The sequence below is a fragment of the Streptomyces sp. NPDC101490 genome (assembly GCF_044767145.1).
Classification (GTDB): domain Bacteria; phylum Actinomycetota; class Actinomycetes; order Streptomycetales; family Streptomycetaceae; genus Streptomyces.
On the sequence record NZ_JBIWNI010000014.1, the window covers coordinates 172,216 to 188,107 of the forward strand.

The window sequence follows — 15,892 nt, forward strand, 5'->3', positions numbered from 1 at the left end:
GACGCCCGTATCCCGGTGCTCCGGGGCGGGCGCTCTCCCCGTGCCTCCGTCCGCTCCGGAGCGGACGGAGGCACGGGGAGAGCGGGCTCACGGGCGGCCGAAGGCCCGGGGGGAGCGGTCGACGGCCGTGCGCGGTGGGCGCTCGGGGGTGCGTCCCCGGTCGCCCCCCGGTCGGTGGGCCGGGGTCAGGGGGCGTGCGGGCCGACGTCCGCCGGGGTCAGCGGCCGGTGCGTCGGGGGCGCGGTGGTGTACTCGTCGGCGCCGACGTCCCGGCAACTGCCGCGCGGGTGGCCGTCGATGTCGTGGGTGACGGGCGCGGGCCACAGGGTGGCCGCGCCGATCGCCCGGCTCGTACGGGAGAGGCGGTGCACCCCGTCGGAGCCCGCGACGAGCCGGGGGTCGGCCCGCAGGAAGCCGCCGGCCGGGATGTTCCCGTCGCCCGCCGCGCCGAACAGGATGTTGCCCTGCCAGACGAAGCGGACCGTGTTCGCCATCTCGACGAGGTTCCCGGTCTGGCCGACGAGGAGGTTGTCGGCGACGGTGACGTCCCTGGGCTCGTGCGGGCGGTGGCTCTCGCCGGAGAGTCCGCCCGCGTTGTCGAGGAGCGTGTTGTGGGCGATGAGGACGCGGTCGGGGGCGTCGTTGCCCCGGCGGTCCGCGGCCGGTTCGCCGGGGACGTGGTCACGGGCCGTGCCGCTGCCGACGACCATGGCCCGGCCGGACAGTCCGGCGAGGTAGTTGTTGACGATCACGTGGTCGTCGCCGTAGATCCGTATCCCCTCCTCCCCGCCGATCAGGTGGTTGCTGTCGACGCGGGTGCCGTTGCCGTGGCGCAGCACGATCCCGCCGAGGCTGTCGCGGATGGTGTTGTGCCGGATGACGTTGTCGGAGCTCTTCACCGAGATCGCCTCGGGGTCGCCGTTCGCCCGCTCGAACAGGTTGTGCTCGACGAGCGCGTGGGCGCTGGACAGGGCGCGGGGGCTGACGCCGAGGCGGATCGGTTCGCCGCCGTTGGAGCCGGGGAAGGTGTGGTCGGAGAAGTGGTTGCGGTGGACGTGGACGCGCTGGGCCATGCCGTCGTTCCCGGCGCCCTCGATGCCGAGGTAGATGCCGAGGGTGCTCTTGCCGTGGAAGTGGTTGCGGTCGATGACGGTGTCGTCGGCGCGGACCATGAGCCAGTGCAGGCCCTCGATGTCGGCGAGCTGGAAGTCGTTGCGGGTCAGCCGGATGTGGTGGCAGTTCGGGGGGACGTCCAGGGTGGTGCTCTGACGGAAGGAGAAGCCGCTGACGGTGATGTCGCTGGAGTCGTCGAAGACGAAGCTCCGTTCGCCGCGCAGGACGGCACCGCCGCGGGAGGCGGCGGAGACGGTGACGGGCGCGGTGCGGGTGCCGTGGCGGCCCCGGACGGTGAGGGGCTTGTCGGCGGGGACGGTGTAGTCGCCGTCGGCGAGGACGATGTGGGTGCCGGGACCGGCCGTGTCGAGCGCCGCCCGGAGTTCGTCGAGGGTGTGGACGTCGACGGTGGCGCGGCGCCCGCGCCGGGGGTGGCCGGGGTGCGCGTACGCCGTGCCGGTCAGCGGCAGGGCGGCGGCGGCCGCTCCCACCGCGGTGCCGGTGAGGAACGTGCGTCGTTGCATGGTGCCTCCGTGCTCTCGGTCGGGGTGGTGCTCGGGAGGTCGGGTGCGGCGGGGCCCGTGCGGTCCCGCCGCACGGTCACGCGGGGTCCGTCAGGAACAGTTCGATGACGGGTACGGGGGTGTCGGGGCGCCGTACGGGGAGCTGGAGGGTGAGGGTGCCGTGCGGCTGCCCGCCCATCTGGGTGTTCATGGCCCGGCGTTCCGGGGCGGGCGGGAGCCTGACGATCTCGGAGGCGTCGTGGAGGAGCTGGGCGTAGCGCACCCGTCCCTGGAGTCCGGGCAGGTGCAGATGGCGCAGGGGCCAGGCCAGGAGGTGGACGTAGAGGCGGTCGCCGCGCCGGGTGTACCGGCAGTCGGCGGGCGCGGTGAACCCGGCGGGGCCGCAGCCGCGCACGGACCGTTCGTGGAGGTCCATCCAGCGGCCGATCCCGTCGAGGGCGGCGGTGTCGCGGGGGTCGAGGTCGCCCCGGCCGGTGGGTCCGACGTTGAGGAGGAGGTTGCCGCCCTTGGAGACTCCGTCGACGAGCATCCGGATGAGGAGGTCGGGGCTCTTGTGGTCGAGGTTGTCGCGGTCGTAGCCCCAGCTGCCGTTGAGCGTCTGGCAGGCCTCCCAGAGGACGGGGGCGCCGTCGGGCGTGGTCATCGGGGCGGAGGGCTGGTACTGCTCGGGGGTGACGAAGTCCCCGGGGAGTCCGGCGCGGTCGTTGACGAGGATGTGCGGCTGGAGGGCGCGGACCGTCTCCAGGAGCCGGGGGGCGTCCCAGTCGTCCGGGCCCTTGCCGCCCCACCATTCGCGGCCCTCGTAGGAGAAGTCGAAGAAGAGGTAGTCGATCCGGCCGTACTCGGTGAGGAGTTCGCGGACCTGGCCGTGCAGATAGCGCTGGTAGTCGCGGATGTCCCGGCCGGTCTCGGCGGCCTTGAACTCCTCGTCGTCCCGTTGCGGGTGGGTGCCGTCGACGGGGAAGGAGGGGTGGTGCCAGTCGATGAGGGAGTGGTAGAAGCCGACCTTGAGGCCCTCGGCCCGGCACGCCTCGACGAACGGTCCGATCAGGTCGCGGCCGTACGGCGTGTTCGTCACCTTGTAGTCGGTGAGGGCGCTGTCCCAGAGGCAGAAGCCGTCGTGGTGCTTGGTGGTGAGGACGACGTACCGCATTCCGGCGGCCCTGGCGGACCTGGCCCAGCGGCGCGGGTCGTAGCGGTCGGGGTCGAAGTGGTCGAAGTACGGCTGGTACTGCTCGTCCGTCAGCCGCTCGCGGTTCTTGACCCACTCGTGGCGGGCGGCGAGGGAGTACAGGCCCCAGTGGACGAACATGCCGAAGCGGTCGTGGGTGAACCAGGTGGTGTCGGGGGCGGTGCCCCCGGCGGCTGCGGGACCGGCGCTGGTGGTGGTCACGGGGCATCGTTCCTGTGGGGTCGGAGGCGGTCGGGGCGCGGCGGGCGGGCGGGCTCGTGGACGTCCTCGCGGAGCCGTACGGTGGGGGCGGCGCGGGCCAGGTAGCCGGTGTCGTCGCGGTGGGTCAGGCCGCAGGCGAGGTACTGCTCGTGCAGCCGGGCCAGGGCCTCGCGGTCCAGTTCCACGCCGAGGCCGGGGGTGCGCGGGACGGTGACCGCACCGTTCTCGAAGCGCCAGGGGACGGTGACGACGTCGTCCTCGGGACGCTTCCAGGGCCAGTGGGTGTCGAGGTCGTGGCCGATGGCGGGGGTGGCGGCGGCGAGGTGCACCATCGCGGCCAGGCTGATCCCCAGGTGCGAGTTGGAGTGCATGGACATGCCGATGCCGAAGTGGCGGCAGCAGGTGGCGAGGTGCTGGGAGGCGCGCAGTCCGCCCCAGAAGTGGTGGTCGCCGAGGAGGACGCCGACGGCTCCGGCGGGGACGGCCCGGGTCAGATCCTCCCAGGTGACGACGCACATGTTGGTGGCCAGGGGCATGGCGGCGGCGCGGGCTACGTCGGCCATGGCGGGGATGCCCGCGACGGGGTCCTCCAGGTACTCCAGTACGCCCGCGAGTTCTCCGGCGATCCGGACGGCGGTCGCCGGGTCCCAGCTCGCGTTGGGGTCGAGGCGCAGGGGGTGGCCGGGGAAGGCCTCGCGGAGCGCGCGGACGGCGGCGACCTCCTCGTCCGGCGGGAGGACCCCGCCCTTCAGCTTGAAGGAACGGAAGCCGAAGCGGTCGGCCATGAGGCGGGCCTGTGCGACGAGTCCGGCGGCGTCGAGGGCCGGGCCCCAGGCGTCCGGGGCGTGGCCGGGGTGGGCGGCCCATTTGGCGAAGAGGTAGCCGCAGAAGTCGACGCGGTCCCGGGTGGCTCCGCCGAGGAGGTCGGAGACGGGCCTGCCGAGGTGCTTGCCCTGGAGGTCGTGGCAGGCGACCTCGAACGGCGAGGTGACACTGGCGACGGTCTTGGCGGCGCCGCCCGCGCCGATCAGTCCGTGGGCGTCGGCCGCGGTCCGGCCGCCGACGGCGCCCTCGGCCCGGCGGGACAGGTCGTTGAGGTCGAAGGGGTCGAGGCCGGTGAGTTCGTCGGCGACGTGCCCCAGCAGTTCCAGGTGGGCGGCGTCGCCGTAGCTCTCGCCGAGTCCATAGGCGCCGGTGTCGGTCCTGACCTCGACGACGGCCCGCAGGGCGTACGGCTCGTGGACGCCGACGGCGTTGAGGAGCGGCGGGTCGGCGAAGGCGACGGGGGTGATGACGACGGAGGTGACCTTCACCGGGCCACCGCCACGGTCGCGGCGGGCGTCCCGGCGAGGGCGCGGCGGCCTCGGTCGATGAGGTCGCGCAGGAGTTCGACGTGCTCGGGGGCGGCGTCCACGAGGGGGGCGCGGACATGGCCGACGTCGAGGGAGCGGAGCCGGGCGCCCGCCTTGACGAGGGAGACGGCGTAGCCGGGGACGCGGTCGCGGAGTTCGGTGAGCGGCAGGTAGAACTCGGCGAGGAGGCGGTCGGTGGTGGCGGTGTCGCCGCCGGTCAGGGCGGTGTGGAAGGCGCGGGCGAGGTCGGGGGCGAAGCAGAGGACGGCGGAGGAGTAGTCGTGGACGCCGATGGCGCGGCAGGCGGTGGCGCTGATCTCGGCGGTGGGCAGTCCGTTGAGGAAGGCGAAGGTCCCGGCGCGGGGGTGGTCGGCGGTGCGTACGGCGGTGACCATGCGGGCCAGGACGTCCAGGTCGCCCCTGCCGTCCTTGATGCCTTCGACGTGGGGGACGGAGAGGAGGCGCAGGGCGGTGGAGACGCCGAACGCGGCCAGGCCCCTGCGGTAGACGACGAGGGGCAGCCGGCCGGTGCGGGCGACGGACTCGACGTAGCCGAGGTAGCCGTCCTCGGTGCCGCCGACGAGGTACGGGGGGAGCAGGAGGAGGCCGTCGGCGCCCGCTTCGGCGGCGGCGGTGGCGGCGGCTCGGGCGTGGCCGAGGCCGCCGCCCGCTCCGGCGAGGACGGGGACGCGTCCGGCGACGACCTGGACGGCGTGCCGGACGACCCGGGCGTACTCGGTCGTGCTGAGCGAGGCGTACTCCCCCGTGCCGCAGGCGACGAAGAGCGCGGCGGGTCCGTGGGCGAGCTGGTCCTCGATGTGGTCGGTGAACACGGCGGTGTCCACCTCGTCGGCCGGGGTGAACGGCGTGAGGGGGAAGGACATCAGGCCGGACGGGATCACGGGAGGTGGTCCTTTCGGGGTGCGGGCCGGGCGCCGGGGATCAGCCCTTGAGGGCGCCGCTGGACAGGCCGTGGACGAAGGAGCGCTGGAAGAAGAGGAAGACGATGACGGACGGCAGCAGGGCGAGCAGGGAGGCGGCCATCACGACGCCGGGGGTGACGAGGGGGTCGACGCGCAGGGTGCGCAGGGCCAGCGGGAGGGTGTACGAGCCGGAGTCGGTGGCCACGAGCAGCGGCAGCAGGTACTGGTCCCAGATCATGGTGAAGCCGAAGACGCCGATGACGCCGAGGGCGGGCTTGCACATGGGGAGGATGATCTGGGCGAAGATCCGCAGGTCTCCGGCGCCGTCGATGCGGGCGGCCTCCTCCAGTTCCCGGGGGACCTCCTTCATGAACTCGGTCATGACGAGGATGGAGAACGCCCAGGCGCCGAGGGGGACGATCATGCCGGCGAGGGAGCCGATGAGGTTGATGTGGACGACCGGCAGGTCGGCGAGGACCACGGAGAGCGGGATGGCCAGGATCTCCTCGGGGAGCATCAGGGTCGCCAGGATCGCGACGAACGCGAGGCTCATGCCCCGGAAGCGTTTCCTGGCGAGGGCGTATCCGGCGAGGACGGAGACGGCGACCTGGAGGAGCAGGCCGAACCCGACGACGAAGAACGAGTTGAGCAGGTACTTCAGGACGCCCTGGTCGAAGGCGATGGTGAAGTTGTCGAGGGTGGGGTCGGAGGGGACGACGCTGAGCTGGGTCGGGTCCTTGACGTGGTTGAAGGCGCTGACCAGGAGGGCCAGGAGGGGGCCCGCGAACACCAGCAGGACGAGGAGGTACGTGACGGCCCTGAGGACGCGGCCGCCGGTGCTCCGGCTCTCGGTGAGACCCAGCGCGGTCTCGGTCGGCGCGGTCATTCTTCATCCCTCCGTCGGAACAGGTGGACGCCGATCGTGAGGACGAGCGTCGCCAGGAAGAGCAGGACCGCTCCGGCGGCGCCGACGCCGAGCCGGTTCTGTTCGAGTCCCAGCTTGTAGATCAGGGTCATGACGACCTCGGTCGAGCCGTCGGGGCCGCCGTTGGTGAGCAGGAAGACCTCGGTGAAGACGCGCAGGCCCCGGATGGCCGCGAGGATGCAGAGGATCGTCAGGACGGCCCGCAGCCCGGGGACGGTGACGTGGCGGATGCGCTGGAACCTCGACGCGCCGTCGACCTTGGCGGCCTCGTACAGGCCCCGGTCCACTCCGGCGAGACCCGCGAGGAAGATCATCATGTCGTAGGGGGCGCCCCGCCAGATGCCGGTGAGGATGAGGGAGGCCATCGAGCTGTCGGGGTCGTTGATGAAGCCCGAGGGGCCGAATCCCACGAGTCCGAGCAGGGAGTTGAGCATGCCGTCGGAGGTGGGGTGGTACATGATCCGCCACAGTTCGGCGACGACCGCCATGGGCACGACGACCGGGAGGAAGGCCGCCGAACGGACGAAGCCGAGTCTGCGTCCCTGGCCCTCCATGAGGAGGGCGAGGCCGAGGCCGAGCAGCAGCGAGCCGAGGGTCTGGCCGACGGCGAGGACGACGGTGTGCCAGGCGGCCTCGCGGAAGCCTTCGGAGGTCAGCACGGTGGCGTAGTTCTCGCCGCCGACCCAGCGGTTGCCCAGGTAGGGCTGGACGTCCTGGAAGGACATCGTCAGCGCGCTGGCCATGGGGATGAACTTGAAGTACAGGAAGAGGATCAGGGCCGGGGCGAGGAAGAGCCACGGGGTCCACCAGCGGCCGCCGCGCCGGTCGCGCACCCGGCGGGGGACGGCCGGGCCGCCGGCGGGTGCCGGGGTGGGCTCCTTCTCCGGCGGTCCCGCCGTGCGGGGGGTGGGACCGGCCGCCGCGCGGGTGGCCTGTCCCGTCCGGCCGACGCCGGTCATCCGGCGATTCCCTGCTCCTGGAGGATGTCGGCGAGCTTCTTGTCGAGTTCGCGCAGCTTCTCCCCGGCGTCCAGGGAGCAGTCGGCCATGAGCGCGTTGACGGTGTCGGCGGTGGCCTGGCGGACCGGGGTCCAGTTGGGGAGGGAGGGGGCGTAGCGGCCGGAGGTGCGGTAGACGTCGGCGTACGTCTTCCAGCGCGGGTCGGGGCGGACCTCGGTGACGTCGACGGTCTTGTTGACGGGGAGCTGGACGGTGGAGCCGTCCGTGCCCTCCATGCCGAGCTTCTGGCCCTCGGGGGAGATGGCGTATCCGGCGAAGGCGTCCTGGCCCGCGTGGTTCTCGGAGCCCGCCATCAGATAGACGGAGCCGCCCTCGGCGAGCACGGTGGCGTCCTTGGGGCCCTTGGGCATGGGGACGACCTCGTACTTGTCCTTGCCGAGGGACTTGTCGAAGCGGGGCATCAGATAGGGCCCGACGACGAACATGCCGGTCCTGCCCGCTTCGAAGGTCTCGTTGGTGGGCGGGGTGTCCATGGTGACGGCGCCGGGCTGGATGGCCTTGCTGTCGCAGCCGAGGGAGCGGAACCAGCGGACGGCCTCGGTGGACTCCTTGCCGGTCATCGCGGGCTTGTAGGTGCCCTTGCCGGTCTCGGTGACGAAGTCGCCGCCCGCGGCCCAGAGGAAGTTGGAGAAGTACCAGGAGGCGTAGCCGCGCTTGGTGGAGAGCGGGGCGGCGAGGCCGTAGGTGTCGGCCTTGCCGTTGCCGTCGGGGTCCCGGTCGGTGAACGCCTCGGCCAGGGCGGCGAGGTCGTCCCAGTTCTCCGGGGTGCCGAGCTTGAGCTTCTCGCGCCAGTCCTTGCGGATGAGGAGGGCGCCCGCCTGGGCGGAATAAGGGATGCCGTACTGCTTGCCGTCGACGCTCTTGCCGGAGTTCAGTCCCTGCTCGACGAGGTCCTGGCTGCTCTTGATCCTGCTCAGGTCGATCTCGCGGAGGAGTCCCTGGCTGTGCATGGCGCCGAGCTGGGTGACGTCGTTCATGACGATGTCGGGCAGATTCCGCTGGGCGGCCCGCTGCTGGAGCTTCGTCTCGAAGTCGTCGAAGATCGCCGTGACCTTGACCTTGTGGCCGGTGGCCTTCTCGAATCCGGCGACGAGCCGCAGCGTGGCCTTCTCGCCCGGTCCGCCCGGTGTGGTCCGGGTCCACAGTTCGAGCTCGGCCTTGGAGTCCTGCTGGGCGTCCGTGCCGGCGGGGCCGGTCGTACAGCTCGTGAGGGCCAACGCCGAGGCGAGAAAACCCGCACCGATCCATCGCGTTCTCTGCATCACCACTCCTGTTCGCCGCCCTCGGCAGCTGGCCTGTAAGCGCTTGCCGGGGACGCTAACGCGCGACCGAACGAGGGTCAATAGTCCGATGACTGAAAAGAGTTGAGACCATGAATCCGTACATGCTCGTACGCCACCAGGAGCGGCTCTCACCCGCTTGAGCAGTCAGGAAGCGGACGCGGAGGGTGAAGTACCCGCCCTCGAAGGCGGGATGACTTCGAAGGCCGGAGACACGGGAGCCGATCAAAGGTCCGATGAATGACGTGTGGCTGGATTCCGGGGTACCGGGAATCCAGCCACGACGAGCACGGGAGAGGCGGAGGGCGCCCCAGGGTCCCCAGGTGTTTCGGAAGGAGCGTCGCCTGCCCGCCGGGCAGGCCTGGCGGCGTCCGGTGCGTGCGGTCGCAAGATGGAGGGCCGCCCCGACACTTGATGTGTCGGGGCGATCCGGACAACGCGGCGAGCGTGCGTGCCGGACGCCGCCGGGCAGGCGGGGCTCTCGAAACCCGCCCTACGCCCGGGTCGCCGCCCGGGACGGTTCCACCGCGTGCCGCAGGGGCTCGCCGCGCACCAGGCGCCGCAGTTCGTCCCGGACGAGTTCGCCCAGCCGGGTGCGCTCCCGGCCCATGGCTCCGGCGAGGTGCGGGGTGAGCAGCACGTTCGGCAGGGCGTACAGCGCCGAGTCGGGCTCGGGAGGTTCGGGCCAGGTGACGTCGAGGACGGCGGTGAGGTCCGGCCGCTCCCAGAGGACCCCGATCACCTCGGGCTCGTTCAGGACGGCGCCACGGGCCGTGTTGACGAGGGTGGCCCCCTCGGGGAGCAGGGACATCAGCCGTTCGCCGACCAGCCCCTCGGTCTCGGGCAGCAGCGGCGCGTGCACGCTCACCACGTCGGACACCGCGAACAGTTCCTCGATCCCCACCAGCCGCACGCCGAGGGCGCGGGCGTCGGCCGGATCGATGACGGGGTCGTGGGCGAGCACCTCGACCCCGAAGCCGCGCAGGTGCTCCGCGACGAGCCGTCCGATCTCGCCGAGGCCCAGCAGACCGACCCGCGAGCCGTACGCCCCGGCGAGCGGGGGGTCGTGCGGGAAACGGCGGTAGGCGGTGACCTGACGGCTCAGCCGGTGGGTCTGTTTGAGGCCGAGCAGGATCTGGGCGAGGCTGAACTCCGCGACGGGCACGGCGTTCGCGGCGGCGGCGGAGACGATCGGGACGCCCCTCGCCCAGAACTCCGGGGTGGTCAGATGGCGCACCGAACCCGCCGCCACCATGACCGCCTTCAGCTCCGGCGCGTGAGCGAGGAGTTCCGCGCCGAGGACCGGGGCTCCCCATCCGGTGAGCAGCACGTCCACGTCCGCCAGGACGCGGGGGTCACGGTGCAGTCCGTCCCGGGTGAGCGCGGGGGTCCGCAGGTTCACCAGTCGGGCGATGTCGTCCAGGACGGGCGCCGGGTAGACATCCGTCCTGCGTCCTTCCTCCATGACCAGCAGCGCGTTGAGCATCCTTGTCGTACCTGCCATCGGCGGGGCCTCCCGGGGGCGTGCGGTTGCGGCGCGGCACACGATACATCGGATGACATCCCCGGGCGATGGGTCAAACATGCCCAACTCGCCCCTCCCTCTGGACAACAGAGGCGCCGATTGGTTGCATACCCGCGTTGATACATCCGATGAATGATGTAAAGGGTGGCTGACATGCGTGTGCTGAGAGTCGGCGAGGCGGGCGCCGAGCGTCCCGCCGTCCTGGACGCCTCGGGCGAACTCCTCGACGCGTCGGGCGTCCTCGACGACATCGACCACCGCTCGCTCGCCGACGGCGGACTCGACTGTCTCGCCCGTGCCGTGGCCGGGGGGACCCTGCCCCCGCTGGGGCTCCCGGCCGACGGCGTACGGATCGGGGCGCCGGTGGCCCGCCCGGGAAAGGTGGTGTGCATCGGCCTCAACTACCGTGACCACGCCGAGGAGACGGGCGCCGCGATCCCCGGGGAGCCGGTCGTCTTCATGAAGGACCCGTGGACGGTCTCCGGGCCGTACGACGAGGTGCTGGTCCCCCGTGACAGCGTCAAGACCGACTACGAGGTCGAGCTCGCGGTGGTCATCGGCAGGACCGCGCGGTACCTCGACGACGACGCGGACGCGCTCGCGCTCGCCTGCGTCGCCGGGTACGCCGTCTCCCACGACGTCTCCGAACGCGCCTTCCAGCTGGAGCGCGGCGGCCAGTGGGACAAGGGCAAGAGCTGCGAGACGTTCAATCCGCTCGGCCCCTGGCTCGTGACCCCCGACGAGGTCCCCGACCCGCAGAAGCTCGCGCTGCGGCTGTCCGTGAACGGGGTGGAGCGCCAGCACGGCACCACCGCCGACATGGTGTTCCCGGTCGCGGAGATCGTCCGCTATCTGAGCCGCTTCATGGTGCTGCACCCCGGGGACGTCATCAACACCGGGACGCCCGCGGGCGTCGCCCTCGGCCGCCCCGAGCCCCGGCCCTATCTGCGGCCCGGGGATATCGTCGAGTGCGGCATCGACGGCCTCGGTATGATGCGCCACTCGTTCCGACAGGCCTGAGAGGAGCACTCCCATGCGGTTCACCCGGGAGGACCGGCTGCTGTTCGTCGGGGACTCCGTCACCGACTGCGGCCGCGACCGCGAGGACCCCGCGTCCCTCGGCGACGGCTACGTGCGGCTGATCGCCGAGACCCTGTCCCCCTCGGTCGCGGTCCTCAACAAGGGGATCAACGGCCATCGCGTCCGGGACCTGGAGGCGCGCTGGACCGACGACGTCCTCGCGCACGGCCCCACCGTCGTCACGGTCCTGATCGGCATCAACGACACCTGGCGCCGCTACGACCAGGGGCTGCCCAGCCCTGTCCCGGAATTCGAGGCGGCCCTCGGCCGGCTCCTCGCCGCCGCCGGGGAGAAGTGCGGCGCTCGGCTGTTCGTCATGGTCCCCTTCCTGCTCCCGGCCGACCCCGGCCAGGAGACCTGGTTCGAGGACCTCGACCCCAGGGCGGAGGCCGTCCTGCGGGCGGCGGACGCGCACGGGGCGACGGTGGTGCGCACGGATCTGGCGCTGCGGCGCGCCGCCGGGGAACACGGAGCGGCGGCCCTCGCCCCGGACGGCGTCCACCCGAGCCCGCTCGGCCACCGCGTCCTCGCGGAGACATGGCTGACGGCGGCGGGTGTGACGGGCTGAGACGGGCTGAGACGGGGGCGGAACGGACGGCCCGCCCTTCGAGTGACGGCGGACGGTCGTGCCACCGGGCGGGCGGCCGACGACCGCTCCCCCGGGTCCGGCCCGGCCCACCGGGACCGCTCTGTTCGCACCCGGCTGGTCCGGTCGGGCTCAGCCGGGTGCGAAGACGAGGAGGTCCCGGTGGACCGAGAGCGCCCGGCCTCGCAGACGCGACCCGGTGCCGCTCGTCCCGGGCCACGGGTCGGAGCCCGGCCCGTCGGGTCCATACCCGGCTCCCGGGGCAGTCCCGGGCCGCGTACCCTCGCTCTCGAACGGCCTCCGGGCCCCGCGGGCGACGGCGGGTCCCGGAGAGGACCACGGGTCCGGCCGGAGCACGGAAGCCGGAAGACCGGACGCGGGGCGAGCGGGGAACGACGATGACAGAACCGGACGGGCGACCCACGGACACGGACGGAACGGCGCGGGACAGGACCGCGACCGTCCGCGTGTTCATCGCCCTCGCCCCGCCCGACGCCGCGAAGGACGAACTCGCCCGCGCCCTCGGACCCGCGTACGGGACCCACCCCCGGATGCGGTGGAACCGGATCGAGGACTGGCACATCACGCTGGCGTTCCTCGGCGAGCTCCCGGCCGGTACGGTCCCGGCGCTGCGGCGCCCCCTCGCGGAGCTAGCCGCGGCGCGCCCGCCCGTCGTCCTGGCGCTGCGGGGCGGCGGACACTTCGACGAGCGGGTGGTCTGGAGCGGGATCGACGGCGACCTGGACGGACTGCACCGGCTCGCCCGGGACGTCCGCACGGTGGTCGCGGAGTGCGGTGTCCCCTTCGAGGAACGGCCGCTGCGGCCCCATCTGACGCTGGCGCGCGCCCGGCGGGACGACCCGACCGGCGCGGCGGAGATCGCCGCCGGGCTCACCGGGTTCGAGGGCCGCCCCTGGCGGACCGAGCGGCTGCATCTGGTCGGCAGCGACTTCGGACGCGGTCCCGGGCCCATCCGGTACCGCGACATCGAGTCCTGGAGCTTCAGCGGGCACTGAACTCACCGCGCGCCGACGGAAGCGGAGACGTTACCGCGTGTGGACGAGAGCCGGGACGGGGTGGCCCGCCGTGGCTGAACACGGCCCGCCATGGCTGAGTACCTGATCCATATCCCCGTGATGCTCCTCTGCCGACATGGACTGGGTCCATGTAGCGTCAGCGTCAGGGGGATGCAATGAACTTCGACGAGAACGAACCGCAGTCTGTTCGGGAGGGCGCTTCGCCGTAGAACGGGCCGAACGCAGAGAGGCACGCAAGGCTGCGTCGCTCGACTCGCGGGGAGCCCACCTCGGCCTGGCCATCGTGACCATCGCCCTGGCCCTCCTCTGCTGGAACGGGAAGGTGGTCGCTCCGGGCATCGTCGGCGGAGTTCTTCTGCTCTGGTTCTCCGGAGTTCTCGCATGGGCCTACGCCGACGGGGACCACGGCCGCCACGCACTCCAGCGCGCGTCCAACGTCGCTTTCGGATGGGGCGACGGGTTCTGAGCACCAAGGCCAAACCAGAGGGGGAGATGTGACGTTCGAGATGTTGAGGTCCGCTCTGGCCCGCAATGGCTCCATCAGCGGGCCCTCGGCCTTGGCTGCTCTGCTGTCGGGCGCACGGTGGGAGATCTATTCGAGTACGGCCTCGGCCCGCTCGTTGTGGGCGATCTGGTGCGACCGGCTGGACATGCTGGTGGAGACGGGAGGATCTGATCCGGACTTCCTGGAGAGCCTGGCTCAGGCCGTGGACGGCCTCCACGATGTAGGAGACGTACGGGTGTACATGGCCACGATCATCGACCCGCCACGCCGGTTTCACGTCTACCTCTCAGAGGACCTCGCCCACTGTGTCGGGGCGTGGGAGGGCCGCGTGAACGAGCAGGCCCCCCGAACGGCTGAACCGAGGCGGTCAGGAGAACCGTCCGGATCAGGGATGTTCGAGTGAGTGACTGACGGTTCTTAGACTCGGCGTGAGGGTGGGTTTGGCGGGAAGTGCGGTTCGGGTCGCGGTGGTGACCGAGATCAGTCGCGGGTGTGTTCGCGAGAGGCCGGCTGGCTGGCCCGGCAGGACTTCCGACGGGTGATGCGCCTGGTCATCAGGGTGATCACGGCCCAGGTAGTCAACGACTCGGATTCTCTGAACTATTGCCGCATCAGCGAACCTTTGCCTTGTGATGACGTGGCGCGCTGTTTGGATTCGACTCCCACAGCGGGCGAACGTCACTTGACGCAGCACCAACGCCACCTCGTGGCGCCATCCCTGTCAGTTGCTGCGTACTTCCGTCCTCGAGTCCGGCGATGACTTTGAGGTCCGCTTCGGACATGTCCAGGACCCCGGCGATCAGGCGGGCCTGCAGCAGATTCGGGTTGTGCCCGCGGCAGAGCATGTGGATGGTGGACATCGACAGTCCGGCTGCCCTGGCCATGTCCTTGACCGGAATCCCGCGCAGGTTCATCAACCCGGTGAGTATCCGTCCGAACGGGTGCGGTTCCGATCGCCCGGCAGGGGCAACGGCCGGGCCGATGACAACGTCACCGATCTTGGCCTGGAAGCGGATCAGCCGGTCGCCCGTGAACCCGACCTTGGCAACGAACGACTGGCTATCGCCGTTTCCGGAGGTGACCGTTCCTGGGATCGACACCTCGGTGAACCTCGCGGCGGGGTCGCAGCGGTGATCCCCAGTCTCTGCGGGCTTTCCCGGCTGGACGCGGTCGAACTTCCAGTCGCGGTTCCACCACGGAAGGCCTTGTAGCACCTCGTTGAAGAAAGGCGGCAGGACGGTCATGTCCACCGGCTCCGGAGGATGCTTCTGACCCGCACATATGACACCAGGCCAGTACCTGAGTGCCGCGATCACGTCCGCTGTCAGCACGCGGTTGGCAGTCTCCACGCCACACTCCCCCCAGTCGACGGAGTAGTTTCCCATGACCAGGCAAACGTTGCCTGGGAGGTCGTTTTCATCTTTGATGCTCACATATCTGCCGATTATTGAAGTGGGCGGTTGTGGTGGTGAGGCGGGTGGTGTCATCGGTGCTGATCGGCCGGATGGGGTGACGGCTGGGGCGGCGTGTGGTCTGGGTCTGTTTCATCCTGGGAAGTCGTTTCCGAAGTGCTTCCGCCGTCGCGGCTGTGCGCCTGGGCGCACTCGGTTCGGGGCGGTACGCCGGAAGCATGGCAAAGCGACGTCCGTATCCGAGTGACCTGTCCGATGCGCGCTGGGAGTTGATCGAGCCGGTGCTCTCGGCCTGGCGCTTCGAGCGGCGCGGCAGGGCCCTGGGCTTCGGCCGGCCGCCCGAGCACGACCTGCGCGACATCATGGACGCGATCTTGTATGTGGATCGCACCGGAGTCCAGTGGCGCTGCCTCCCGCACGACTTCCCGCACTGGAACACCGTCTACGGCTACTTCGCGAAATGGGCGGACGAGGGTGTGTTCGCGCAGCTCAACGGCCTGCTCAGGCAGCTGCTGCGGGAGAAGGAGGACGGGACGGTGAACCGTCGGCGTGTGTGATCGACGCGCAGAGCGTCAAGACCTCCACCGGTGTCCCGGCCGCCGGTCAGGGCATCGACGCGGGCAAGAAGATCGTCGGCAGGAAGCGGAGCATCGTCACCGACACGCTCGGCCTCCTGCTGGCCGTGCTGGTCACCGCTGCCGGCGTGCAGGACTCGGTCGCCGACACCCGGCTCCTGGACCGCGTCGCCGCCGAGCACCCGACCGTTCGCAAGGTGTGGGTCGACGGCGGCTACCGCCAGCACCTCGTCGAGCACGCCGCGACCCTCGGCATCGACATGGAGATCACCGCCCGCACCCCGGCACCAGGGGCTTCACCCCCATCCCGAAGCGGTGGGCGGTGGAGCGGACCTACGGATGGCTCATGCTCCACCGCCGCCTGGCCCGCGACTACGAAGCCCTGCCCACCCGCTCCGAAGCCCTGGTCAACCTCGCCATGACTGATCTCATGGCCCGCCGACTCACCGGCGAGAACACCATCTCCTGGCGCGACTCGAAAAGCCCCACCAAGCATCCGATCCTGGGATGAAACATCGGACGAAAACGACCTCTAAACCGAGCTCCGCCCCTAGTAGTGCTTTGTTAGGTGGTGTCGTAGGGCTGCCATGGGGTGGTTTGTCGGCAGGTGGGGCAGGTTCCGGTCCAGGTGGCCAGCAGGTGC

At 71.1% G+C, this 15,892-nt stretch carries 14 protein-coding genes and 1 pseudogene; 6 read left to right on the forward strand and 9 right to left on the reverse strand.

The genetic code is table 11. The features are described 5' to 3' along the window. Window positions 1–185: 185 nt before the first annotated feature. From ACIRQY_RS23935 to ACIRQY_RS23970, 8 genes are all read right to left on the reverse strand, one after another. Entirely contained in the window at window positions 186–1,637 is a 1,452-nt protein-coding gene (locus tag ACIRQY_RS23935; RefSeq protein ID WP_403929016.1) for a polysaccharide lyase 6 family protein, read from the reverse strand. Window positions 1,638–1,713: 76 nt separating this feature from the next. After that, the gene (locus tag ACIRQY_RS23940) at window positions 1,714–3,030 is read right to left on the reverse strand and encodes an alpha-L-fucosidase (RefSeq protein WP_403929019.1); all 1,317 of its coding nucleotides are present in this window, start codon (window positions 3,028–3,030) and stop codon (window positions 1,714–1,716) included. Further along, a complete protein-coding gene (locus ACIRQY_RS23945; RefSeq protein ID WP_403929021.1) occupies window positions 3,027–4,343 on the reverse strand; it encodes an enolase C-terminal domain-like protein in 1,317 nt (438 codons plus the stop codon). The genes ACIRQY_RS23940 and ACIRQY_RS23945 overlap by 4 nt, the downstream gene beginning before the upstream one ends. Beyond that, window positions 4,340–5,284: a 5-dehydro-4-deoxyglucarate dehydratase gene (locus ACIRQY_RS23950; RefSeq protein ID WP_351784941.1), complete on the reverse strand. Its 945-nt coding sequence runs from the start codon at window positions 5,282–5,284 to the stop codon at window positions 4,340–4,342. Before ACIRQY_RS23950 ends, ACIRQY_RS23945 begins: the two co-directional genes overlap by 4 nt. Before the next feature lie 40 nt (window positions 5,285–5,324). Continuing rightward, entirely contained in the window at window positions 5,325–6,191 is an 867-nt protein-coding gene (locus tag ACIRQY_RS23955; protein ID WP_403929024.1) for a carbohydrate ABC transporter permease, read from the reverse strand. Further along, window positions 6,188–7,189: a carbohydrate ABC transporter permease gene (locus tag ACIRQY_RS23960; RefSeq protein WP_403929027.1), complete on the reverse strand. Its 1,002-nt coding sequence runs from the start codon at window positions 7,187–7,189 to the stop codon at window positions 6,188–6,190. The genes ACIRQY_RS23955 and ACIRQY_RS23960 overlap by 4 nt, the downstream gene beginning before the upstream one ends. Further along, complete coding sequence (locus ACIRQY_RS23965) at window positions 7,186–8,511, reverse strand: sugar ABC transporter substrate-binding protein (RefSeq protein WP_351784947.1); 1,326 nt, start codon at window positions 8,509–8,511, stop codon at window positions 7,186–7,188. The genes ACIRQY_RS23960 and ACIRQY_RS23965 overlap by 4 nt, the downstream gene beginning before the upstream one ends. 511 nt (window positions 8,512–9,022) lie before the next feature. Next, window positions 9,023–10,033, reverse strand: a complete 1,011-nt coding sequence (locus ACIRQY_RS23970) for a hydroxyacid dehydrogenase (RefSeq protein ID WP_403929030.1) — start codon at window positions 10,031–10,033, stop codon at window positions 9,023–9,025. Between the two features lie 174 nt (window positions 10,034–10,207). On the opposite strand from ACIRQY_RS23970, the gene ACIRQY_RS23975 reads away from it, so the two are divergent. From ACIRQY_RS23975 to ACIRQY_RS23995, 5 genes are all read left to right on the forward strand, one after another. Beyond that, on the forward strand, window positions 10,208–11,074 hold the full coding sequence (locus ACIRQY_RS23975; RefSeq protein WP_403929033.1) for a fumarylacetoacetate hydrolase family protein: 867 nt from the start codon (window positions 10,208–10,210) through the stop codon (window positions 11,072–11,074). Between the two features lie 13 nt (window positions 11,075–11,087). Further along, the gene (locus ACIRQY_RS23980; RefSeq protein WP_403929036.1) at window positions 11,088–11,702 is read left to right on the forward strand and encodes a GDSL-type esterase/lipase family protein; all 615 of its coding nucleotides are present in this window, start codon (window positions 11,088–11,090) and stop codon (window positions 11,700–11,702) included. Window positions 11,703–12,118: 416 nt separating this feature from the next. Beyond that, a complete protein-coding gene (gene thpR / locus ACIRQY_RS23985) occupies window positions 12,119–12,736 on the forward strand; it encodes an RNA 2',3'-cyclic phosphodiesterase (protein ID WP_403929039.1) in 618 nt (205 codons plus the stop codon). A 304-nt stretch (window positions 12,737–13,040) separates the two neighbouring features. Next, window positions 13,041–13,223, forward strand: coding sequence for a hypothetical protein (locus ACIRQY_RS23990; protein WP_403929042.1), 183 nt, complete (start codon window positions 13,041–13,043; stop codon window positions 13,221–13,223). Window positions 13,224–13,251: 28 nt separating this feature from the next. Next, complete coding sequence (locus ACIRQY_RS23995) at window positions 13,252–13,665, forward strand: hypothetical protein (protein WP_403929044.1); 414 nt, start codon at window positions 13,252–13,254, stop codon at window positions 13,663–13,665. Between the two features lie 208 nt (window positions 13,666–13,873). Here the strand turns inward: ACIRQY_RS23995 and ACIRQY_RS24000 are convergent, their stop codons facing one another. Continuing rightward, on the reverse strand, window positions 13,874–14,695 hold the full coding sequence (locus ACIRQY_RS24000) for a helix-turn-helix domain-containing protein (RefSeq protein ID WP_403929046.1): 822 nt from the start codon (window positions 14,693–14,695) through the stop codon (window positions 13,874–13,876). Between the two features lie 197 nt (window positions 14,696–14,892). On the opposite strand from ACIRQY_RS24000, the pseudogene ACIRQY_RS24005 reads away from it, so the two are divergent. Beyond that, a pseudogene (locus ACIRQY_RS24005) lies at window positions 14,893–15,760 on the forward strand (IS5 family transposase). Window positions 15,761–15,892: the final 132 nt, after the last annotated feature.